The 18584-nt window shown below is 49.4% G+C and carries 15 protein-coding genes; 13 read left to right on the forward strand and 2 right to left on the reverse strand.

Annotated elements, in window-relative coordinates; genetic code table 11:
- Window positions 1–1247 precede the first annotated feature (1247 nt).
- The 7 genes from VHA_RS11945 to VHA_RS11975 all read left to right on the forward strand — a co-directional run bounded on the left by VHA_RS11945 (window position 1248) and on the right by VHA_RS11975 (window position 9890).
- On the forward strand, window positions 1248–3230 hold the full coding sequence (locus VHA_RS11945; protein WP_005504654.1) for a replication initiator protein RctB domain-containing protein: 1983 nt from the start codon (window positions 1248–1250) through the stop codon (window positions 3228–3230).
- Between the two features lie 403 nt (window positions 3231–3633).
- Entirely contained in the window at window positions 3634–4002 is a 369-nt protein-coding gene (locus tag VHA_RS11950) for a hypothetical protein (protein ID WP_005504655.1), read from the forward strand.
- Window positions 4003–4032: 30 nt separating this feature from the next.
- Entirely contained in the window at window positions 4033–5295 is a 1263-nt protein-coding gene (locus VHA_RS11955) for an ABC transporter substrate-binding protein (RefSeq protein WP_005504657.1), read from the forward strand.
- 60 nt (window positions 5296–5355) lie between these two features.
- On the forward strand, window positions 5356–6276 hold the full coding sequence (locus VHA_RS11960) for a carbohydrate ABC transporter permease (RefSeq protein ID WP_005504659.1): 921 nt from the start codon (window positions 5356–5358) through the stop codon (window positions 6274–6276).
- Window position 6277: 1 nt separating this feature from the next.
- On the forward strand, window positions 6278–7108 hold the full coding sequence (locus VHA_RS11965; protein ID WP_005504661.1) for a carbohydrate ABC transporter permease: 831 nt from the start codon (window positions 6278–6280) through the stop codon (window positions 7106–7108).
- Between the two features lie 8 nt (window positions 7109–7116).
- Window positions 7117–8739 carry an alpha-glucosidase gene (locus VHA_RS11970; RefSeq protein ID WP_005504663.1) on the forward strand — a complete coding sequence of 541 codons (1623 nt, stop codon included), beginning with the start codon at window positions 7117–7119 and terminating at the stop codon, window positions 8737–8739.
- A 17-nt stretch (window positions 8740–8756) separates the two neighbouring features.
- Window positions 8757–9890 (forward strand): ABC transporter ATP-binding protein, encoded by a 1134-nt coding sequence (locus VHA_RS11975; RefSeq protein WP_005504664.1) that lies wholly within the window; start codon window positions 8757–8759, stop codon window positions 9888–9890.
- A 105-nt stretch (window positions 9891–9995) separates the two neighbouring features.
- Here VHA_RS11975 and VHA_RS11980 read toward each other — a convergent pair whose 3' ends face one another.
- On the reverse strand, window positions 9996–11624 hold the full coding sequence (locus tag VHA_RS11980; protein WP_005504665.1) for an alpha-amylase family glycosyl hydrolase: 1629 nt from the start codon (window positions 11622–11624) through the stop codon (window positions 9996–9998).
- Between the two features lie 475 nt (window positions 11625–12099).
- On the opposite strand from VHA_RS11980, the gene VHA_RS11985 reads away from it, so the two are divergent.
- From VHA_RS11985 to nqrM, 6 genes are all read left to right on the forward strand, one after another.
- Window positions 12100–12285 carry a periplasmic nitrate reductase, NapE protein gene (locus VHA_RS11985; RefSeq protein WP_005504666.1) on the forward strand — a complete coding sequence of 62 codons (186 nt, stop codon included), beginning with the start codon at window positions 12100–12102 and terminating at the stop codon, window positions 12283–12285.
- Window positions 12286–12326: 41 nt separating this feature from the next.
- On the forward strand, window positions 12327–13505 hold the full coding sequence (torC, locus tag VHA_RS11990) for a pentaheme c-type cytochrome TorC (RefSeq protein ID WP_040528931.1): 1179 nt from the start codon (window positions 12327–12329) through the stop codon (window positions 13503–13505).
- A 13-nt stretch (window positions 13506–13518) separates the two neighbouring features.
- Window positions 13519–15996 (forward strand): trimethylamine-N-oxide reductase TorA, encoded by a 2478-nt coding sequence (torA, locus tag VHA_RS11995; protein ID WP_005504668.1) that lies wholly within the window; start codon window positions 13519–13521, stop codon window positions 15994–15996.
- 242 nt (window positions 15997–16238) lie between these two features.
- A complete protein-coding gene (locus VHA_RS12000; protein ID WP_005504669.1) occupies window positions 16239–16802 on the forward strand; it encodes a GNAT family N-acetyltransferase in 564 nt (187 codons plus the stop codon).
- Between the two features lie 106 nt (window positions 16803–16908).
- Entirely contained in the window at window positions 16909–17430 is a 522-nt protein-coding gene (locus VHA_RS12005) for a NifB/NifX family molybdenum-iron cluster-binding protein (RefSeq protein ID WP_050778555.1), read from the forward strand.
- The gene (nqrM, locus tag VHA_RS12010; protein WP_040528847.1) at window positions 17427–17633 is read left to right on the forward strand and encodes a (Na+)-NQR maturation NqrM; all 207 of its coding nucleotides are present in this window, start codon (window positions 17427–17429) and stop codon (window positions 17631–17633) included. Before VHA_RS12005 ends, nqrM begins: the two co-directional genes overlap by 4 nt.
- A gap of 7 nt (window positions 17634–17640) precedes the next feature.
- Here the strand turns inward: nqrM and VHA_RS12015 are convergent, their stop codons facing one another.
- Window positions 17641–17922, reverse strand: coding sequence for a DUF134 domain-containing protein (locus VHA_RS12015; protein ID WP_040528849.1), 282 nt, complete (start codon window positions 17920–17922; stop codon window positions 17641–17643).
- Window positions 17923–18584 lie beyond the last annotated feature (662 nt).

Here is an 18584-nt window from a genome sequence, read left to right on the forward strand (position 1 = left end):
AAATAATTAAGAACTTGCTCACTTTATGTCAAGATGGTGAAAAATAGTGCAATTTTTATGTGTCATATGCGGTGTGAAATATTTCAGATTTGAACTGTTACGGCGTCACCTTTTTACAATGTAAACCCTATAAATAGATGTTTTTACCCGGAACACTGAAAAGTGATGTACAAATTACGGGGTGTGTAATTTCAACTTACTATGATATGAATGTTACGCCTGATCCTGACCAGAGAACATCAGCACTACATAACAAGAAACTCACTTGATCATCTTTTCGGAAACATGATCAAGGAAAGAAAGGTTACCAGCCGAAATGATGTAAATGCCATGACCATCCTTGATCATGTTTACGGAACATAACGATGGATAAGGAAAAATGATCAAGGCATATTTTTGATGAGGATTTGGGCAGCTATCCTGTAAATTGGATCCTAAAATTCCGAAAAAATGATCAAGAGACGTGTCTGCATGGACAGAAAGACAAGATAGCTTCGGAACGATGATGTGAGACGTATAAATTACGGCTGATGCCTTTTGAATACTGACTTGAAGATAAATATCATGCCTCTTCCGCACAATAAAAAACAGGAAAAGCGCTTTAAAAAACCAATCCAAATGCACAAATGCAAAGCTTGATCATCGTTTCGATGACCGGACACATATTCAGGGTTGGCTAAAATACGTGAGTTGTCATTTCAACTGAATGTATTTCGATAAATCTTTGACCACAACAAGGACTAAAACAGCGAAAGAAAGTGACAAAACCGTTGAAATACGATTTCCCTGATCATCTTTCCAACTAAAATTGGACTATTTTTTGAGAAATTGAGCGGGGTTTCCATGATATTACCAGTATGGCTGTGGATAACCTGTGCAACAGCCATGATCATGCTTTTGTGCCTTTGATGATCACGTTTTCGGGCATCTGATGATCATTGATTCAGCGTTACAATGATCATGCTTTCAATGTGTTATTGATCATCTTTCCAAGCACACCCTGATCATCGTTCCAGTAATCAATAAAAATATCTTATTCTTTATCAGCCACTTACGGTGATTTTCTTCGTTGGATCATAAGATCATATCATCAATAAGATCTCTTAAAATCAAAGAGATCAGTTTAAAAAGCCCAATAAAAAGATCTTTCTTTATTTTATTTTTTCTATTACTCTTTCCGGAAAGATGGCGTAATTACGGTTATCTGTATTTTGAAATCATATTGATATAACAAGGAGCTGTGGCGAATGGCCTCAAATCCCTCTGAAAAAATATTGATCACAGCCCCACGTTCCCACAAAGATGGTCACCTGTTTGAGGTTCACGCGCATCTCGTGGATTGGCTTCCCCAGTATGAGCATTTCAAGGGGGTCACTAAAAGCATTCTCGAGCTGCTAAATCTGATTTCACTGCGTGCTTTCTCATCAAAAGATGGATTGGTGTCTACCACAGAATTGGTTGAAGCCACTGACGGGCAGCTGACCCGTGCTGCCATTCAGCAGCGCCTGCGTGCTGCGGTTCAAATCGGCCTTTTTACCCAACAAGGTGTGCGCTTTGAAGAAGGGTTAGCCGGTAAAACCATGCTGCACCGATTTGTTAATCCCAGTCAGTTAATTTCGGTACTGGGCTCAGCAGGACTCCAGTCAGAGAAAACCAAAGTTATTGCTAAACAAAAACGGTCTAAAGCCCTCGCTCAGAATCATGTCAATAAGCAGCTGTTGCATGAACATGGCCTGGGAACGCCACCCACAATGCCAGATGAAAAGGATCAGATTCTGATCTCTCCTACTAGCTGGGCAGGTATTATTGATCAGGCCTTGGCTCCGCCGCGGACCAAGAAAAGTTACCAGAAGTCGATGGTGGCGATCAGCGGCACAAAAGCGATCATTGAAACCCGATCGTCTAAATCTATCATGACGGTGGACGATTTGATGACGTTATTTGCCCTGTTCACTCTAACCGTGCAGTACCATGATCACCATCTGCCAAATTACGAGCTGCAAACCCAGAAAGTGGGCAACAAAACGCCGGTTTATATTACGGATATCTTGTCTCTGCGTGGTAAGAAGGACAGTGGTCCTGCGCGTGATTCTATTCGGGAAAGTATTGATCGTATCGAGTTTACCGATTTCCAGCTCCATGAGCTCACCGGCCGCTGGCTTAGTGAAAATATGCCGGAAGGGTTCAAAAGTGATCGTTTCCGGTTTATTGCACGCACAATCACGGCTTCTGAAGAAGCGCCAAGGGAAGGCGAAGATGGAGAAATCCGGATCAAACCGAATCTCTACATCATGGTGTGGGAGCCGTCTTTTTTTGAAGAGTTGATGACCCGGGACTACTTCTTCCTGTTCCCGCCAGAGATTTTGCGCCAACATACACTGGTATTCCAGCTCTACAGCCTCTTCAGAAGCCGTATGTCACGTCGTCTTGAAGATTCGATGACATTGAGCGATCTGAACCAGAAAATGGCGAGAAACATCGAATGGCGGCGTTTTTCGAGTGATCTTATCCGTGAACTTCGTAAGATGGCGAAAAAGGAAACGATCACTGACGGGGTGTTTGCTGTCAATTTGTATGGTTATCACTTGACGCTGTATCGCTTAGATGATGATAAAAAGCATCCGGATTATCGCATAGACATCAAGTGCAATGTCGACGAAGTGATCCGTTTTTCCCGTGCGAAAACGTACAACGAGGGTAAACGATCCTTGGCGCCGACGATGCCAAACCCACTTCGCAACGAGATCTTGCCAAAGAGAGACCTTGATCAGCTTTCCGAGATTATTGATGGTGAGTTTGAGCCTATTCAGAGGAAAGAGAAACGCGGAGGCCGGTTAGGACGTCGTGTAAAACTGCGTAAGCACCTGGTGGAGATCAATGCCGATGAGCTGACGATCACTTTGTCTAAATACACCTCTCCGGAAGCGATGCAGCGTGGTATTACTGCGTTGTCTGCGATGACGGGCCATCCAGCAGCGACGATTGCCGAAGAGTGTCAGTCTTACATGGACAAACTGGACTATCTGCGTGTTGATGGAGAGATTCTCTCTTATGAAACATTGAGTAAAACAATCGAGTTTTACAACAGTCAACAACAGGAGAAACACCTGTCAATTGAGCGTCTGATCTCTGGTTTAGCCGTACGACGTAAGGTTTGTCGGCAGGTTTATGACGGTCATTTAGACAGTTCAGTGCTGTCTATCTTGGATGAAGTTGCATCGGGTGGATAATAAACTTCACTCGATATTGACAAAGTTCTGACATGGCAACCCCAGATATTGACTAGGATTATCAACGAATAGATACCTTTGTCCTATTGGCATCTGGGTTCGCCCGATGCATTGATTTGCTAACCCTTTGACGAGCCAGATGGCTCGTTTTTTTTGTCTATTAAATCGGCAGGCATAAAGAATGCTTACCAATCTTTTTTAGGATATTGCAAAAATGTAAACGTAGTGATAGCGTTTAAACATCAGCCGCGGATATCGGCTGGCCGCCCACGATGGCAAAGCTAACGCAATATCTGCTTCCTTACATCTCTCTAAGAAATTGGTTGTCACCCGGAAGGGATGCGGGCTGCGAGTGGGCCGTTGCGTGCGTATTTTCACCGGTCAATGATCCTAAGGGAACACAGTGACATCCACTATCCTGACTGACTCTGACATCAAAGCCTTTAAACGCCAGGCCAAATTGCAAAAGCGCCAGTTGCGGTGTTCGCACATGCAAGCGCTGGATGTGGTTGCGCGTCTGCATGGTTTTGATAGCTGGCATCAGGTGCTGAAAATTGCCGAACGATCCGTGGTTATCCTTTCTGAGGCTGAACTGACGACTACCCAACGTGTTCTGCTCGACAATTCACTGTATACCTCTGTCCCTGTTGGGTGGTTGATCGGCCGAAAATCCTACCCGGATTTTTCGTCGTCCAATGATACCGCACCTTCAATAAGCGCAACCGAACTGGAAGTGCCGACCTCTCGCTGGCGAGGAGAAAAACACGGGTAATTGCCGGGATGACGCGACAGGGAGTTATCCATGAAACGTGCTATTTTCGGAGCTGTAATGGCTTCTGCTTTGCTAAGTATCAGTGCTTACGCCGAAACCATCGCCATCTCTTGTGGTGCTGTCGGGCAGGAGTTGGAGCTGTGCCAGCAGGGTGTCTCTGCTTGGGAGCAGGATACCGGCCACACCGCCAAAATCGTCACCACACCGAACTCTACCACTGAGCGCCTGGCTCTTTATCAACAGCTGTTGGCGGCAGGCGCTAAAGACATTGATGTATTCCAGATTGATGTTATCTGGCCGGGGATCCTTGGCAATCACTTTATTGATCTCAAAGAGTATTCTGACGGCGCGCAGGATGATCACTTCCCGGCGATCGTCGCGAACAACACGGTGAAGGATCGGCTGGTGGCGATGCCGTGGTTTACCGATGCGGGCGTGCTTTACTACCGCGCTGATCTGTTAGAGCAATATGGTGAAGTGCCGCCCACTACCTGGGAACAACTGACGGCAACAGCTAAAAAGATCCAGAAAGGGGAGCGTGACGCCGGTAACGACAAAATGTGGGGCTTTGTATGGCAGGGCCGCGCGTATGAAGGCCTCACTTGCGATGCACTGGAGTGGGTAGCTTCTTACAACGGGGGCACCATTGTTGATGAAGATGGCAAGATCACCATTCACAATGACAATGCCAAAACGGCACTGACTACCGCTGCAGGGTGGATTAACACCATTTCTCCACCGGGCGTGCTGAATTATGGTGAAGAAGAAGCACGGGGCGTGTTCCAGACAGGGAATGCAGTTTTTATGCGTAACTGGCCTTATGCCTGGTCTCTGGGTAACAGTGATGATTCTCCAGTGAAAGGGAAAATTGGCGTTGTCGCCTTGCCAAAAGGCGGAGACGACGGCAACCATACAGGCACGCTCGGAGGCTGGCAACTGGCGGTGTCCAAATACTCTGCCAATCCTGAAGTGGCAGCAAGTCTTGTCATGTTCCTGACCTCATTTGAGGAGCAAAAACGCCGGGCGATCGAAGGTTCGTACAACCCCACCATTGAAGCGCTTTATGCCGATGAAGAAGTGCTGGCGGCAGTGCCTTTCTTTGGCAGCCTCTACAATACCTTTTCAAACGGGACACCGCGTCCGTCTACCGCTACCGGTGCCAAATATAATCAAGTATCTAACGCCTTCTGGAATGCAACACACAGCGTGCTCTCTGGCAATGTTTCTGCCGATAAGGCGCTGACAAAACTCAATAAAGATCTTAAGCGCATCAGCCGCGGTGGTCGTTGGTAAGTGTTGATCAGGCTGTCTGGGCTTCTGTATGCCTGACAGTCGCTTTCAGAAGGATATTGCATGGAACAGACCAGCGTACTCACGCGTAAGCGTGTCCGCGCCGCTTGGTGGTTTCTGGCCCCCATGATGATTACCCTGGCCATGGTAGCCGGGTGGCCGTTACTGAGAACATTCTGGTTCAGTATGACCAATGCCACTTTAGATGGCAGTGGGGTAGCAGAATTCATCGGGCTTGATAACTACGTCATCTACGAAGACGGCGAATTTTACGGCATCTTGTTTGATCCCACCTGGTGGCAGGCAGTATGGAACACTCTGTATTTCGCTATTGTTTCTGTGAGCCTGGAAACCGTGTTCGGGATCGTGGTTGCCCTGGTGCTCAATACAAAGTTCAAAGGGCAGGGATTGGTCCGCGCAGCGGTTCTTGTACCCTGGGCTATTCCCACCATAGTCTCCGCAAAAATGTGGGGCTGGATGCTTCATGATCAGTTCGGGATCATCAATGATTTTCTGATAACTTTGGGGTTGATCGCCTCGCCCCTCGCCTGGACTGCTGACTCGGATCTCTCGCTCAATGTGGTGATCGCGGTGGATGTGTGGAAAACCACCCCGTTTATGGCACTGCTGGTGCTTGCCGCCTTGCAGATGCTGCCATCCGATTGCTACGAGGCAGCCAAGATTGACGGTATCCATCCAGTTAGCGTCTTTTTCAGGGTCACTCTGCCCCTCATCATGCCAGCCGTGATGGTTGCGGTGGTGTTCCGCGCGCTGGATGCACTCAGGGTGTTTGACCTTATTTATGTGCTTACGCCTTCTAACGAAGCCACTATGTCGATGTCGGTGTATGCGCGGCAGAATCTGGTGGATTTCCAGGACGTTGGTTATGGTTCAGCCGCATCTACGTTGCTGTTTCTCATTGTGGCGTTATGCACTGTTGCCTACCTCTACCTTGGGCGTAAAAGCATGAACGAGGGCCATTGATATGTCGAAAAAATGGTATTTGCAGGTAGGTTTCTACCTCTTGGTGGCCGTGATCGTGGTATTTTCGGTCTTCCCGTTTTATTACGCTATCGTCACCTCTTTTAAATCTGGCTCGGCGCTGTTTCAGGTGGTGTACCTGCCTTCCTCATTGGATTGGGGGAATTATGCATCGGTGTTTTCCGGCGGGGTGTTTGAGCGTAATCTGCTCAACTCTGTGCTGGTTTCCACCGTGGTTGTGGCGATTTCTCTATTACTGGGGGTTACCGCCTCGTACGCGCTGGGGCGTATCCGCTTTCGTGGCCGTAATATTGTATTGCTTACGATCCTCGGGGTCTCTATGTTTCCGCAGGTCGCAGTGCTGTCCGGGTTGTTTGAATTGATCCGCGCATTTGGGCTTTACAACTCTATGCCCGGGTTGGCGCTTGCCTACATGATTTTCACCTTGCCGTTTACGGTCTGGGTGCTCACCACTTTCATGAAACAGCTTCCTCTCGAACTCGAAGAAGCGGCGATTGTGGATGGCGCGACCCCATGGCAGATCATCACAAAAGTATTGATGCCACTTCTTTGGCCGGCGTTGGTGACAACAGGTCTGCTGGCTTTCATCGCAGCGTGGAATGAATTCCTCTTTGCTCTCACCTTCACCCTGACAAATGAGCAACGTACGGTTCCCGTGGCGATCGCGCTGATTTCCGGTGCCGGTCAATACGAATTGCCATGGGGCACCATCATGGCGGCGTCTGTCATCGTCACTGTGCCGCTTATTGTCCTGGTATTGGTTTTCCAACGTCGAATCGTCTCCGGCCTTACCGCTGGCGCAGTTAAGGGATAAACAGACACATGAAACAACAACAGTTCGCCTGGTGGCGTGGCGCGGTGATTTACCAAATATATCCACGCAGTTTCTACGATGCTAACCAGGATGGGATCGGCGATTTGCCCGGGATCACCCAGCAATTGCCCTATGTGGCTGCACTGGGGGTGGATGCCATCTGGCTGTCGCCTTTTTTTACATCGCCTATGAAAGACTTTGGCTATGATGTTGCTGATTACCGGGACGTGGATCCGCTGTTTGGCACATTGGATGACTTTAAACACCTGGTAAAGGTTGCGCACGATCTGGGGCTGAAAGTGATGATTGATCAGGTGCTCAGCCATACCTCTGATGAGCATCCTTGGTTTGAGGAAAGCCGTGCCAGCCGTGATAACCCGAAAGCCGACTGGTATGTGTGGGCTGATCCCAAACCGGACGGAACACCGCCAAACAACTGGCTCTCCATTTTTGGAGGCTGTGCCTGGCAGTGGGAAAGTCGGCGTCAGCAGTACTACCTACACAACTTCCTTGTCAGCCAGCCTGACCTGAACTTCCATAACCCAGAGGTCGTGGAACAGCTTTTAGATAGTGTGACGTTCTGGCTCGATTTGGGTGTCGACGGGTTCCGTCTCGATACGGTTAACTTTTACACCCACGACCGTCAATTGCGCGACAACCCGCCGTTGTCATCCGGGGACAGCAAATCGCTCGGTGTGCCGGGAACCAACCCGTACTCAATGCAAAAACACCGATATGACATTTCACAGCCAGAAAACCTCATCTTCTTGAAAAAGCTGCGCGCAGTGCTCGACCAATATGACGGCATCACCACAGTCGGGGAGATTGGTGATGATAACCCACTGGCACTGATGGCACAGTACACCGCAGATAATGACAAACTGCACATGGCCTACACCTTTGATTTGCTCAACGTGCACCGTTCGCCAGATTATCTGGCTTCAGTGATCGGCAAAATTGAAGGAGCCATTAACGATGGTTGGGCCTGTTGGGCGCTTTCTAACCATGATGTGGTGCGCTGTATTACCCGCTGGGGGGCAGGGGAGCGAGATCAGACCGCTTATGGCAAAGTGTTACTGGCGCTAGTGACATCCTTGCGTGGCAGTGTGTGTTTATATCAGGGAGAAGAGCTTGGCCTGCCGGAAGCAGACATCCCATTTGAGAAAATCCAGGATCCTTACGGCATTCCTTTCTGGCCGGAATACAAAGGCCGGGACGGATGCCGTACGCCAATTCCCTGGCATGCGGGCGAAGAGCACGCTGGGTTCAGTACGGCTGAACCCTGGTTACCTGTCGACCCGCGTCACCTCGCGCTGGCAGTGGATAAACAGGAACTGCAAAGTGATAGCATGTTAGCACATTACCGCACCTACCTTCGGTGGCGAAAGCAACACCGGGTGCTAATTGACGGCGGACTCAGTGATGTGACTTCCCATGACCAGGGACTGGCTTTTATCCGTTACAACGACGAACAGCGTCTGCTGGTGGCGTTCAATCTGTCCGGGGCTGACATGACACTTTCATTGCCAGAAGGAAACTGGCAGCCATTGGAAGGCCATGGGTTTACATTCGGGCTGGGAAATGGATCGGTCACTCTCCCGCCATATCAGGCGGCATTTGCAACGATTTAACAGGGAAAGGACAGAATATGGCTGAGGTCATTTTAAATAAGGTCAATAAGACGTTTGGGAAGGTTCATGTCACCAAGGAAGTGGATTTGCACATTAACAAGGGGGATTTCGTGGTGTTTGTTGGCCCCTCAGGATGCGGTAAATCCACCTTGCTCAGACTGATTGCAGGTCTTGAAGATATTACGTCGGGAGACCTGAAAATTGATGGTAAAGTTTGCAACGACCTACCGCCGCCAGAGCGTGGCATCGGCATGGTGTTCCAGTCTTATGCCCTGTATCCGCACATGACGGTATACGACAACATGGCATTTGGCCTGAAACTGGCGAAAGCTGAAGCCAAAACCGTGGATGAAAAAGTGCGTGAAGTTGCCGCAGCACTGCAACTTGATACCTTGCTGGCACGTAAGCCAAAAGCGCTTTCCGGCGGTCAGCGTCAGCGTGTTGCTATTGGCCGCGCTATTGTGCGTGAGCCAAAAGTGTTCCTGTTTGATGAACCCCTGTCGAACCTGGACGCCTCCTTGCGCGTACAAATGCGCATGGAGATCGCCCGCTTGCATGAGCGCCTTGGTGCAACCATGATCTACGTTACCCATGATCAGGTGGAAGCAATGACGCTAGCCACCAAAATCGTGGTACTGGATGCAGGACGTGTAGAGCAGGTAGGTTCGCCGCTTGAGCTTTATAACCATCCAGCGAACACCTTTGTGGCGGGTTTTATTGGCTCACCGAAAATGAATTTCCTGACGGCTGATATTGTGGAACCCGGTGAAGTGACCACCAAAGTGCAAATCCACCGTGGACAGGCGATTGTGGTGTCAGCGAATACCATCGGCGCCAAGGTGGGAGATCCTTGTGTGGTGGGTATCCGTCCGGAGCACATCCGCTTTGGCGAAAAAGATGCAATCCAGGAAGGTGGTGTGACGTTGAGTGTGGTGGAGCAGCTAGGTAATGAGTGTCTGATGTACTTCAATACGCCGCAAAGTGCTGAGCCTGTGGTGATCCGGACAGAGGGACAGACCAACATACGTGCCGGAGACAAACGTTGTATCGAGTTTCCGGCAGATTATTGTCACCTGTTCGATCGCGACGGAAAGGCGTTCAAACGATCAGTGGCGGGCGAGACCAAGCCATCCTTGATCGTTACGCCATAAGCCTCCGATAAACGCTGAAAATCCTAAAGAAGGCAGGATATCAGTCCTGCCTTCTTTAGGATTGGCGTGGGGGCTGAGGCAATGGCCGTTGAGATGTCGTGCGTTTCATGCTCCGGGGGATTGATGTTGCAGCTCGCCTACCCAAGCCTGCCAAGGTGGTAATTTCAACACACCGTCGACCAGTGATGAGGCGGTATTCATGTGGGGAAGGGAAAGCAACGTGGCCGGGGCAGGTAAATTCAACTTTACCGTCGCATCGCTGTTAGAGGCATTGAATGCGATGATCAGCGTTTGGTCGGCATGATGCCGCTCTAACACCATGAGTGCAGCGTTAAATGCTAATACCCGACAGGTGCCCTCTTGCATGGCAATTTGCTGTTTGCGCCATGCAAGCAATTCCCGGGTGAAGTGAAGCACGGATTGTGTATCCGCCTGTTGGATATCTACCGCCAATGCCGCATGGCTGGGATCGGGGGGAAGCCAGGGAGACACGCAGCTAAAGCCGAAATGCATTGCATTGCTTTGCCAAGGGAGTGGGGTGCGGCAGCCATCGCGACCGACATAATTGGCGATCACCTGCTGGCCGAATAAATCTTTCCTCTGCGAGGGAGGCACATTGGCCTCTGTGAGCCCCAATTCTTCGCCTTGAAACAGACTGATCACCCCCTGAAGGGATACCAACAGGGTTAGCAGCAACTTGGCTGCCTCCGGTTGGTTTTTTCCGTTTTGCCAACGTGAAACGGTACGGGCAATGTCATGATTACCGGTGCTCCAACAGCCAATACCGGGATGAACCGCACTGAAAAAGGCATTGAGTTGGTTGCCGACCTGCTCAACGTTTTGGCAAAGGCTCAGAGACTCAAACACATTGGCAGCATCCAGTGCGTCCCCTTCGCTGGTATAGCGGTCAATCACTGCATAGGGGGAGGGATCGCTCAGTGATCCGAGAAGCCATTTTTTCTCATCATAGCTGTCAGCAATTACCCGTAATTGTTTGAGCAGGTGGATGTTTTCGGGACGACTTATGTTGTAGCGCTGGCTTTGGTATCGATAAGGATCGGTGCGCGCTTCTTCTTGCCACCCGAGGTGGCGTGGCGGGTTATTGCGAAGTTTGTCGTCATGAAGGAATAAGTTCACTGAATCCAGACGCAAGCCATCAATGCCGGCATCAAACCAGAAACGAACACTTTTCATGAGCTGGCGCACAACGTCGGGATGACGGTAGTTGAGGTCTGGCTGATTGCTGAGGGTGTTGTGTAAATAGTATTTCCCCCGGGTTGGGTGCCAGCGCCAAGCGGATTCACCGAAAATGGTGAGCCAGTTATTCGGCGGCGTGCCATCCGGTTTGGCACAGGCCCACACATACCAATCAGCTTTTGGTGAGTTTTCGCCTTCGCTGCTTTCGATAAACCAGGAGTGCTGGGTTGAGGTATGGTTAGCGACAAAGTCAAGCATCACTGCGAGATGACGTTTCCTGGCTTCTTGTACCAGTCTGGAAAAGGTTTCCAGATCACCGTATTCGTCATTGATAGCACATAAGTTAGTGATATCGTAACCAAAGTCGCTCAATGGTGATGCGAAAACCGGTGACAGTAAAAGACCGTCGACGCCTAACCAGCGAAAATAGTCAAGCTTGTCGATTACGCCTTGCAGGTCACCCACACCGTCGTCATTGCTGTCTTTAAAGCTGCGGATATACACATGATAAAGAATGGGGGAAGTACTCAAGGTCATTGTTTTTTTTATCTTTTAACTGGCTGGGTATAAAAAGCGTAGTGCATAAATGGGCGTGAACGCGTCTTTATTCCGCTTTACAGTGTAAATAGATATCTTCGATTAACATTTAAAAATCACTATGTTGCAAAGGTCATTGAGAGGTTTGATTGTTGAGCACTGGTCGAATAAATGAACCTTCAATGTCTTGTCTGGTGGCTGGTTCAGCTTAGGATAAAAGCTGCTTTTCGTGGTAGTTAGTTGATAAAACCTATAAAAGTGTTTCCCTTCTTCAGATATATTCAATGCGGTATACCCAAACGACCTGACTCCTTCTTCCACAGTCCATCTGCGGCCTGTATCTAAAAATCCCCTTTTATCGTTGCGTCAACATAGAGACACCGAATGCATATTCCTCTTTCTAGACTAGTGAGGAATACATTTTCTATTCCGTATAAACCCAGTGAAAAGAGGTCGGAGAAGTGAGGGCAACGTCATGGAAAAAAACGAAGCAGATATTGATATTGTGAGAGAAGGGGAAAAGGGAACGTTTGAATGGCGAGCATTTTTCTTTATTGCTGTGTTCCTGTTTCCCATTCTTAGTGTCGTCCTGATAGGGGGATACGGCTTCCTCATTTGGATGAGTCAAGTGTTCTTTTTTGGCCCTCCGGGGCACGGCTAACAGCGGTTCATATTCACTGATCCAACCAAGAGCACATGACCATGAAAAATTTCATTCGAAAACTTTGGGCGACCATGCGGCGTCCAGCCACCAAAATAAGCCTTGGGGTTCTGACCCTTGGTGGATTTATCGCGGGTGTCATTTTCTGGGGAGGCTTTAATACGGCGCTTGAGCTTACCAACACCGAACAATTCTGCATTTCCTGCCATACCATGCGTGACAATGTGTATCCGGAGCTGAAAAAAACCATTCACTGGTCAAACCGCACCGGTGTAAGGGCAACGTGCCCTGACTGCCACGTCCCCCATAACTGGACAGACAAAATCGCACGGAAAATGCAGGCCAGTAAAGAGGTGTTTGCCCAGGTCTTTGGCATGATTGATACGCGGGAAAAATTCCTTGCCAAGCGGCTGGAGCTAGCACAACACGAATGGGCGAGGTTCAGTGCCAATGGTTCAAAAGAATGCAAAGCCTGCCACCAATACGCAAGCATGCAGTTTGAGAAGATGAGGCCCACTTCGCGTTTTCAAATGCAGCATGCGGCGGAGAAAAATCAAAGCTGTTTAGACTGCCACAAAGGGATAGCCCATGAGCTTCCCGCAGAAATGGATTCTACCGGCGGTATGCTCAGTAAGCTGATTTCTCAGTCTCAAAGCACGGATTATGCGCAAGGTTCCCCGATTTACAGCGTAAATTTCCTGGAAATGTATGTGGACTCAGGACTGACACAGGATGGAGGTACGCTGGAACCGGCCTCTATGGTGACGATTCTGGAAGAAAACGATCAGGCGGCAAAAGTCACCCTGACCGGTTGGCGTAAGATGAAAGGATTTGGCCGGGTGATATATGAAGGTTTCGGCCTGAATATCGCTTCTGCTGCTCTGACAAAAGAGGTGGCACAGAGTCAGGATGACATCCGCACGTTTGAAACCCAGGAAGACGAGCTGACCGGCTTGACCTGGCAGCGTGTGGAAGTGGATCTTTGGGTGAAAAAAGCGGACTTCCTGGGGAGCATCGATCCTATCTGGACTGAAGCGAAACAGGCGTATAACACCAACTGTAGCCTATGCCACACTCAACCGGATGTAGCCCACTTTGATGCCAATACCTGGCCGGGTATGTTCGACGGCATGATGGGATTTGTTAACTTTGATCAAGCCACCCGAGCCTTGGTGCTTAAGTACCTGCAAAAACACTCCAGCACCTTTGTAGAACACTGAGAGGGATAGCAGCATGACAATTAATCGGCGTACTTTCCTGAAAGGTATCTTGTCTGTCAGCGCAACGGCTGCCATTGGGCCCAGCCTTCTCGTCGCGACAGATGCTTATGCAAATCCAGAATTGTTGGAGGGGGTATGGCGCACCTCCGGCTCCCATTGGGGCGCATTTCGTGCCCGCATTGTCGGCGGAGAAGTGGCAGACGTGGTGGCATTTACTCACGACAAACACCCGACAGCCATGTTAGCGGGAATTAAGGGGTTAATTTATAACCCTTCCCGCGTGCGCTACCCTATGGTGCGCCTTGACTGGTTGAAACGTTCAGAAGGCTGGAATACTACCCGGGGAGACAACCGTTTTGTCCGTGTCACCTGGGATCAGGCGCTTGATTTGTTTTACAGCGAACTGGAGCGGGTACAGAAAACCTACGGGCCGTCAGGCCTGCTGGCTGGCCAAACCGGCTGGCGCCAGACCGGGCAGTTCCACAGTTGCACCACTCACATGCAGCGTGCGTTGGCGATGCACGGTTTCTTTGTGAAGAAAATCGGGGATTACTCCACCGGTGCTGGGCAAACCATCATGCCTTATGTACTCGGTTCAACAGAAGTTTATGCGCAGCAAACTTCTTGGCAACTGTTGCTGGATAACGCCAAACAAATTGTTATCTGGGCCAATGATCCGGTGAAAAATGCCCAGGTGGGCTGGCAGTGTCCCACGCATGATGTATATGGCTACTTTGAGCAGTTGAAAGACAAAGTGGCGAAGGGTGAAATCAAGGTGATTTCTGTTGATCCCGTGGTCAGTAAAACCCAGGCGTTTCTCGGCTGTGAACATCAGTACATTAACCCACAAACCGATGTGCCTTTTATGCTGGCATTGGCGCACACTTTGTACACTGAAAATCTTCATGACAAAGAGTTCATCAAAATTTATTGCATCGGCTTTGAACCTTTTATCGATTACGTGATGGGCAAAACCAAAGACAAAGTCGAAAAAACGCCGGAATGGGCATCAACAATCTGCGGTATTTCGCCAGAGCGTATCCGTGAATTCGCCCGCATGCTGGCAAAAGAACGTACTCAGCTAATGTTTGGCTGGTGTGTGCAACGCCAACAACACGGTGAGCAGCCGTACTGGATGGGGGCTGTACTTGCCAGTATGCTCGGCAGTATTGGCTTGCCGGGCGGTGGCGTTTCTTATGCTCACCATTACAGTGGTATTGGTGAACCAGCGACGGGTGCCTCCGGCCCTGGTGGTTTCCCGCGCAACCTCGACCCGGGTATGGAGCCTAAATACAACAACAGCGATTTCAAAGGCTACGCCAGCACCATTCCGGTGGCTCGCTGGGTTGAAGCCATTGAAGCGCCCGGCACAGTGATCAACCACAACGGTAACAAAGTGAAGCTGCCACCCATTAAGATGGTGGTGGTAAGTGGTAACAACCCCTGGCATCACCATCAGGATCACAACCGGATGAAGAAGGCCTATCACAACATAGAAACTGCCGTAGCCATCGATTATGCGTGGAGTGCTACCTGTCGGTTCTCTGATATTGTGTTACCCGCCTGCACCCAGTTTGAACGGAATGATATCGATCTTTATGGGGCTTACTCGGCAACTGGCGTTCTTGCCATGCACAAGCTGGTGGATCCGCTCTATCATTCCCGCACGGACTTTGACATTTTTAAAGGGCTGACTGCGCGTTTTGGCCTGAACAAAGACAAAGAATACGCGCAGCATATGACCGAAATGCAATGGGTAGAAAAGCTTTACAACGAGTGTGTCGCAGCCAACAAGGGCAAATTTGACATGCCGGATTTTGATACCTTCTGGCGTGATGGGTATGTCAGCTTTGGCAAAGGAAACACTTTTGTCCGTCATGCCGCATTCCGCGAAGATCCAGAGCTTAACCCGCTGGGGACGCCCTCGGGTTTTATTGAGATCACCAGTCGGAAAATCGGCAGTTATGGTTACGAATACTGCCAGGAACATCCGATGTGGTTTGAAAAAGCCGAACGCTCCCATGGCGGGCCGGGATCAGACAAATTCCCGGTGTGGCTGCAATCCTGCCACCCTGACAAGCGCTTGCATTCACAGATGTGTGAATCGCCTGGATTGCGTGACACCTACACAGTACAGGGACGTGAGCCCGCGTATGTCAACCCGGAAGATGCCAAAGCGCGTGGTATCGCAGACGGTGATCTTATTCGGGTTTATAACGATAGGGGACAGCTGATTGCCGGCGCTGTCGTGTCAGACAATTATCCACCGGGCGTCATCCGGATCCAGGAGGGAGCCTGGTACGGTCCGACAGGGGCGGAAATCGGGGCGCTCGATACCTATGGCGACCCGAATACAGTCACGCTGGATATCGGTACTTCAGAGCTTGCTCAAGCGTGCAGTGCCTATACCTGCCTGGTGGAATATGAGAAATTTGAAGGCGAAGTGCCGGCGGTAAACGCCTTCTCGGGCCCTGAGACTGTCTCGCTGTAACATATAACCTGCTGAACGGTGTGGAGGGGGCACAGATGCGGTCCTCCACATGATCCCCATCTTACCTATCTCCCCGCCGGTGATCCGTTACCCTTGATCATTTGATGAAACGGAATGCGTATTTGAGGAAAACGTTCAATAATGATTCGAAGATAACGTTTTCTGTTGGCTATCTTTTCTGAGCTGCTATAGCTTAGGAATCAAGAAGACCGTGATGACACGGCGACATGACAAGGAGAACCATGTTAAAGCTTGACGATATTGGCTTGCGGCCTGCCAGAAACGATGAAAGGGATCATCTCTGGCACTTTATCTACGTACAAAACGAGTGGAAGGCCCATGATGCGCCGTATTTTCCACTTGAATACCAATCCCGTTTCCAGTTCCGGCGCCACCTGTTCAAGCGCCTGAAAGAGGCTGAAACCGCCATGGTGATTGATTATCAGGGCGAAGCGATTGGCTATCTTTCCTGTTACTGGGAGGACCAGTCTACCCGTTGGCTGGAAGTGGGGATCACCCTGTTTACGTCCCGCTATTGGGGACGGAAACTTGGGCGTAAAGCGCTGACTCTCTGGATCTCCCATCTTTTCGAGCGCTATGACGTTGCCCGTATTGGCCTGACAACCTGGTCTGGCAATCCTCGGATGATGAAATGTGCAGAAGCACTCGGCATGCAGGAAGAAGGGCGGATACGCCGGGTACGCTTCTGGGAAGGCCAATATTATGATTCACTGCGATACGGTGTATTACGGGAAGAATGGCAGGCATTGCAATCGGCTGGGCAGACATTGCGCTGCGCTGGATAACGGATTTTCCTTTGTGCGGCGGATCCTAATTTTGCACAATTAATTATTGGCATATGCCAATAATTAATTGTATAGTGGCCTCCTTACTCAGATAAAGGAGAACACTATGTTGTTTGCCATTCCCTGCTGCGAATCCTCTCTTTCCAATCACTTTGCAAAAGCCCCTCAAATTATGCTGTGGGACAACCAAACCAATACCAAACGAATCCTTGAACGACCTCAGTCATCATCGTGTTGTGGTCATAAGCACTTTTGGCGCAAGGTATTGCAAGACAATCAGGTAGATGCTGTTGTCGTTCGTTCAATCGGTTCGAATATGCTGAGTACACTGTTTAAGCTCAATGTTCGCGTTCTGAGTGCACCACGAGGATTCTCTGTGGAGAGCTTTGATGAAAACCACTTAACGCCAGTCACTAAAATTGAATTTGCTCGGCCTTCGGCTAAGAAAAATAAAGCAAGCTGTTCAAGTCAGAGTGCAACACACACTTCCGCGATTGGTCTGCGAGAAGCATTCAATGGTGGGGGAGTTACAGGCCAACTAACACTGACTAATAAGCTTTCACCACGAGCGATAAATCACTTGGCGAAAGTGTTCAAGTTATCCGACCAACCTGAGAAAAAACAATGATATATCTAATCAGCTTTGCGATATTTCTGATTGTTGTAATCTTGATGGCGATAGGTGTGATACTAAAACGTCAAACGATACAAGGCAGTTGTGGTGGGCTTGCTAGGATCAAAATAGAAAGAGAGTGCAACTGCGTCGACATGTGTGATGAACACGCCAGTGTGCTTTACCAAATTAAGGAACCGCAAGCACCAGACTGTTAGGTAATGGCTATGGTTCGCGACTAAATATGAGTGCCTGACCATGAACTAAGCTTTGAGCCACTTTGGCACGAGCACGCTTTACGATATTGCCAAACGTCTGCCTAGAGATCCCCATACTAGCCGCCGCGTCTGCTTGACTGAGATCTTCGAGATCGGCCAAGCGCAGTGCTTCGAGTTCTTCGTCCAACAGATCAACTTTATCGAGTTGGGAAAGCGGCACCCCATTGGGTTTAAAGCACTCGTATGGCGCTCTTCTGCAAATATTTCGTTCTTTTTTTGGTCTTGCCACTTTGTTTCCGCCTTAAGTTTTTGTCTAGGGTCTGTTGACCTTTGGTGGTTGAATTTTGTTCTAGCCATAAGCGCTTTAGGCGCGGCGAGGTGTGTGCCGCCTAGTCATTCTAAGCAAATACACCTCAACAAAGCATAAAACGCTTAGGGCTGAACCCTTCGGGCAGCGTTTGTGGGGACTTTCTCCTGCGTTATCGGCTTCTCATGTAGGCTAGCTACACATCAAAGCCTCTGCCTTGTATAAAGCCCCCACAAACTGCTGCAAAAATCATCACCAAAGGTCAACAGACCCTAGGCTTATCGTTTTTTTAACCGAGTGGTATTTTATGTCTATCCATATCCAAAAAATCACCAACAACAATGTCGGTTTGTTGCCAGCCCTTTTTCAACCATTATAGTGACATCCGCTTGACTCTAATGGCTGACGGAGAGGGCGTTGCGGAAATTGTACCAACTGAAAAAGTGCAAGGCTATCAAGATGTAGGGTGGTGCGATTGCCACCTTGCATGATACCGCCATGACCCATTGCCTATTCGCTCGTGATGTTTGCGTAATGACAGTTCGGCTTGATGTTCGCTTTATCAAGCTTATCCTTCTCGATTCAGTCATTCAGGTACAGTCTCTAAAGAGCAAGCAGGGTATGTATTTAATGCTGAGTAGCAT

The organism is Grimontia hollisae CIP 101886 (assembly GCF_000176515.1).
In the GTDB taxonomy this organism is placed as follows: Bacteria; Pseudomonadota; Gammaproteobacteria; order Enterobacterales; family Vibrionaceae; genus Enterovibrio; species Enterovibrio hollisae.

Excerpts from the sequence above, each read along its gene's own strand:
- VHA_RS11980 (WP_005504665.1), bottom strand. The coding sequence starts at position 11,624 with ATGACCTTGAGTACTTCCCCCATTCTTTATCATGTGTATATCCGCAGC.
- VHA_RS12005 (WP_050778555.1), top strand. The coding sequence starts at position 16,909 with ATGTTGTTTGCCATTCCCTGCTGCGAATCCTCTCTTTCCAATCACTTT.
- VHA_RS11965 (WP_005504661.1), top strand. The coding sequence starts at position 6,278 with ATGTCGAAAAAATGGTATTTGCAGGTAGGTTTCTACCTCTTGGTGGCC.
- torA (WP_005504668.1), top strand. The coding sequence starts at position 13,519 with ATGACAATTAATCGGCGTACTTTCCTGAAAGGTATCTTGTCTGTCAGC.
- VHA_RS11955 (WP_005504657.1), top strand. The coding sequence starts at position 4,033 with ATGAAACGTGCTATTTTCGGAGCTGTAATGGCTTCTGCTTTGCTAAGT.
- VHA_RS11945 (WP_005504654.1), top strand. The coding sequence starts at position 1,248 with ATGGCCTCAAATCCCTCTGAAAAAATATTGATCACAGCCCCACGTTCC.
- VHA_RS11970 (WP_005504663.1), top strand. The coding sequence starts at position 7,117 with ATGAAACAACAACAGTTCGCCTGGTGGCGTGGCGCGGTGATTTACCAA.
- VHA_RS11975 (WP_005504664.1), top strand. The coding sequence starts at position 8,757 with ATGGCTGAGGTCATTTTAAATAAGGTCAATAAGACGTTTGGGAAGGTT.
- VHA_RS12000 (WP_005504669.1), top strand. The coding sequence starts at position 16,239 with ATGTTAAAGCTTGACGATATTGGCTTGCGGCCTGCCAGAAACGATGAA.
- nqrM (WP_040528847.1), top strand. The coding sequence starts at position 17,427 with ATGATATATCTAATCAGCTTTGCGATATTTCTGATTGTTGTAATCTTG.
- torC (WP_040528931.1), top strand. The coding sequence starts at position 12,327 with ATGAAAAATTTCATTCGAAAACTTTGGGCGACCATGCGGCGTCCAGCC.
- VHA_RS11960 (WP_005504659.1), top strand. The coding sequence starts at position 5,356 with ATGGAACAGACCAGCGTACTCACGCGTAAGCGTGTCCGCGCCGCTTGG.
- VHA_RS11985 (WP_005504666.1), top strand. The coding sequence starts at position 12,100 with ATGGAAAAAAACGAAGCAGATATTGATATTGTGAGAGAAGGGGAAAAG.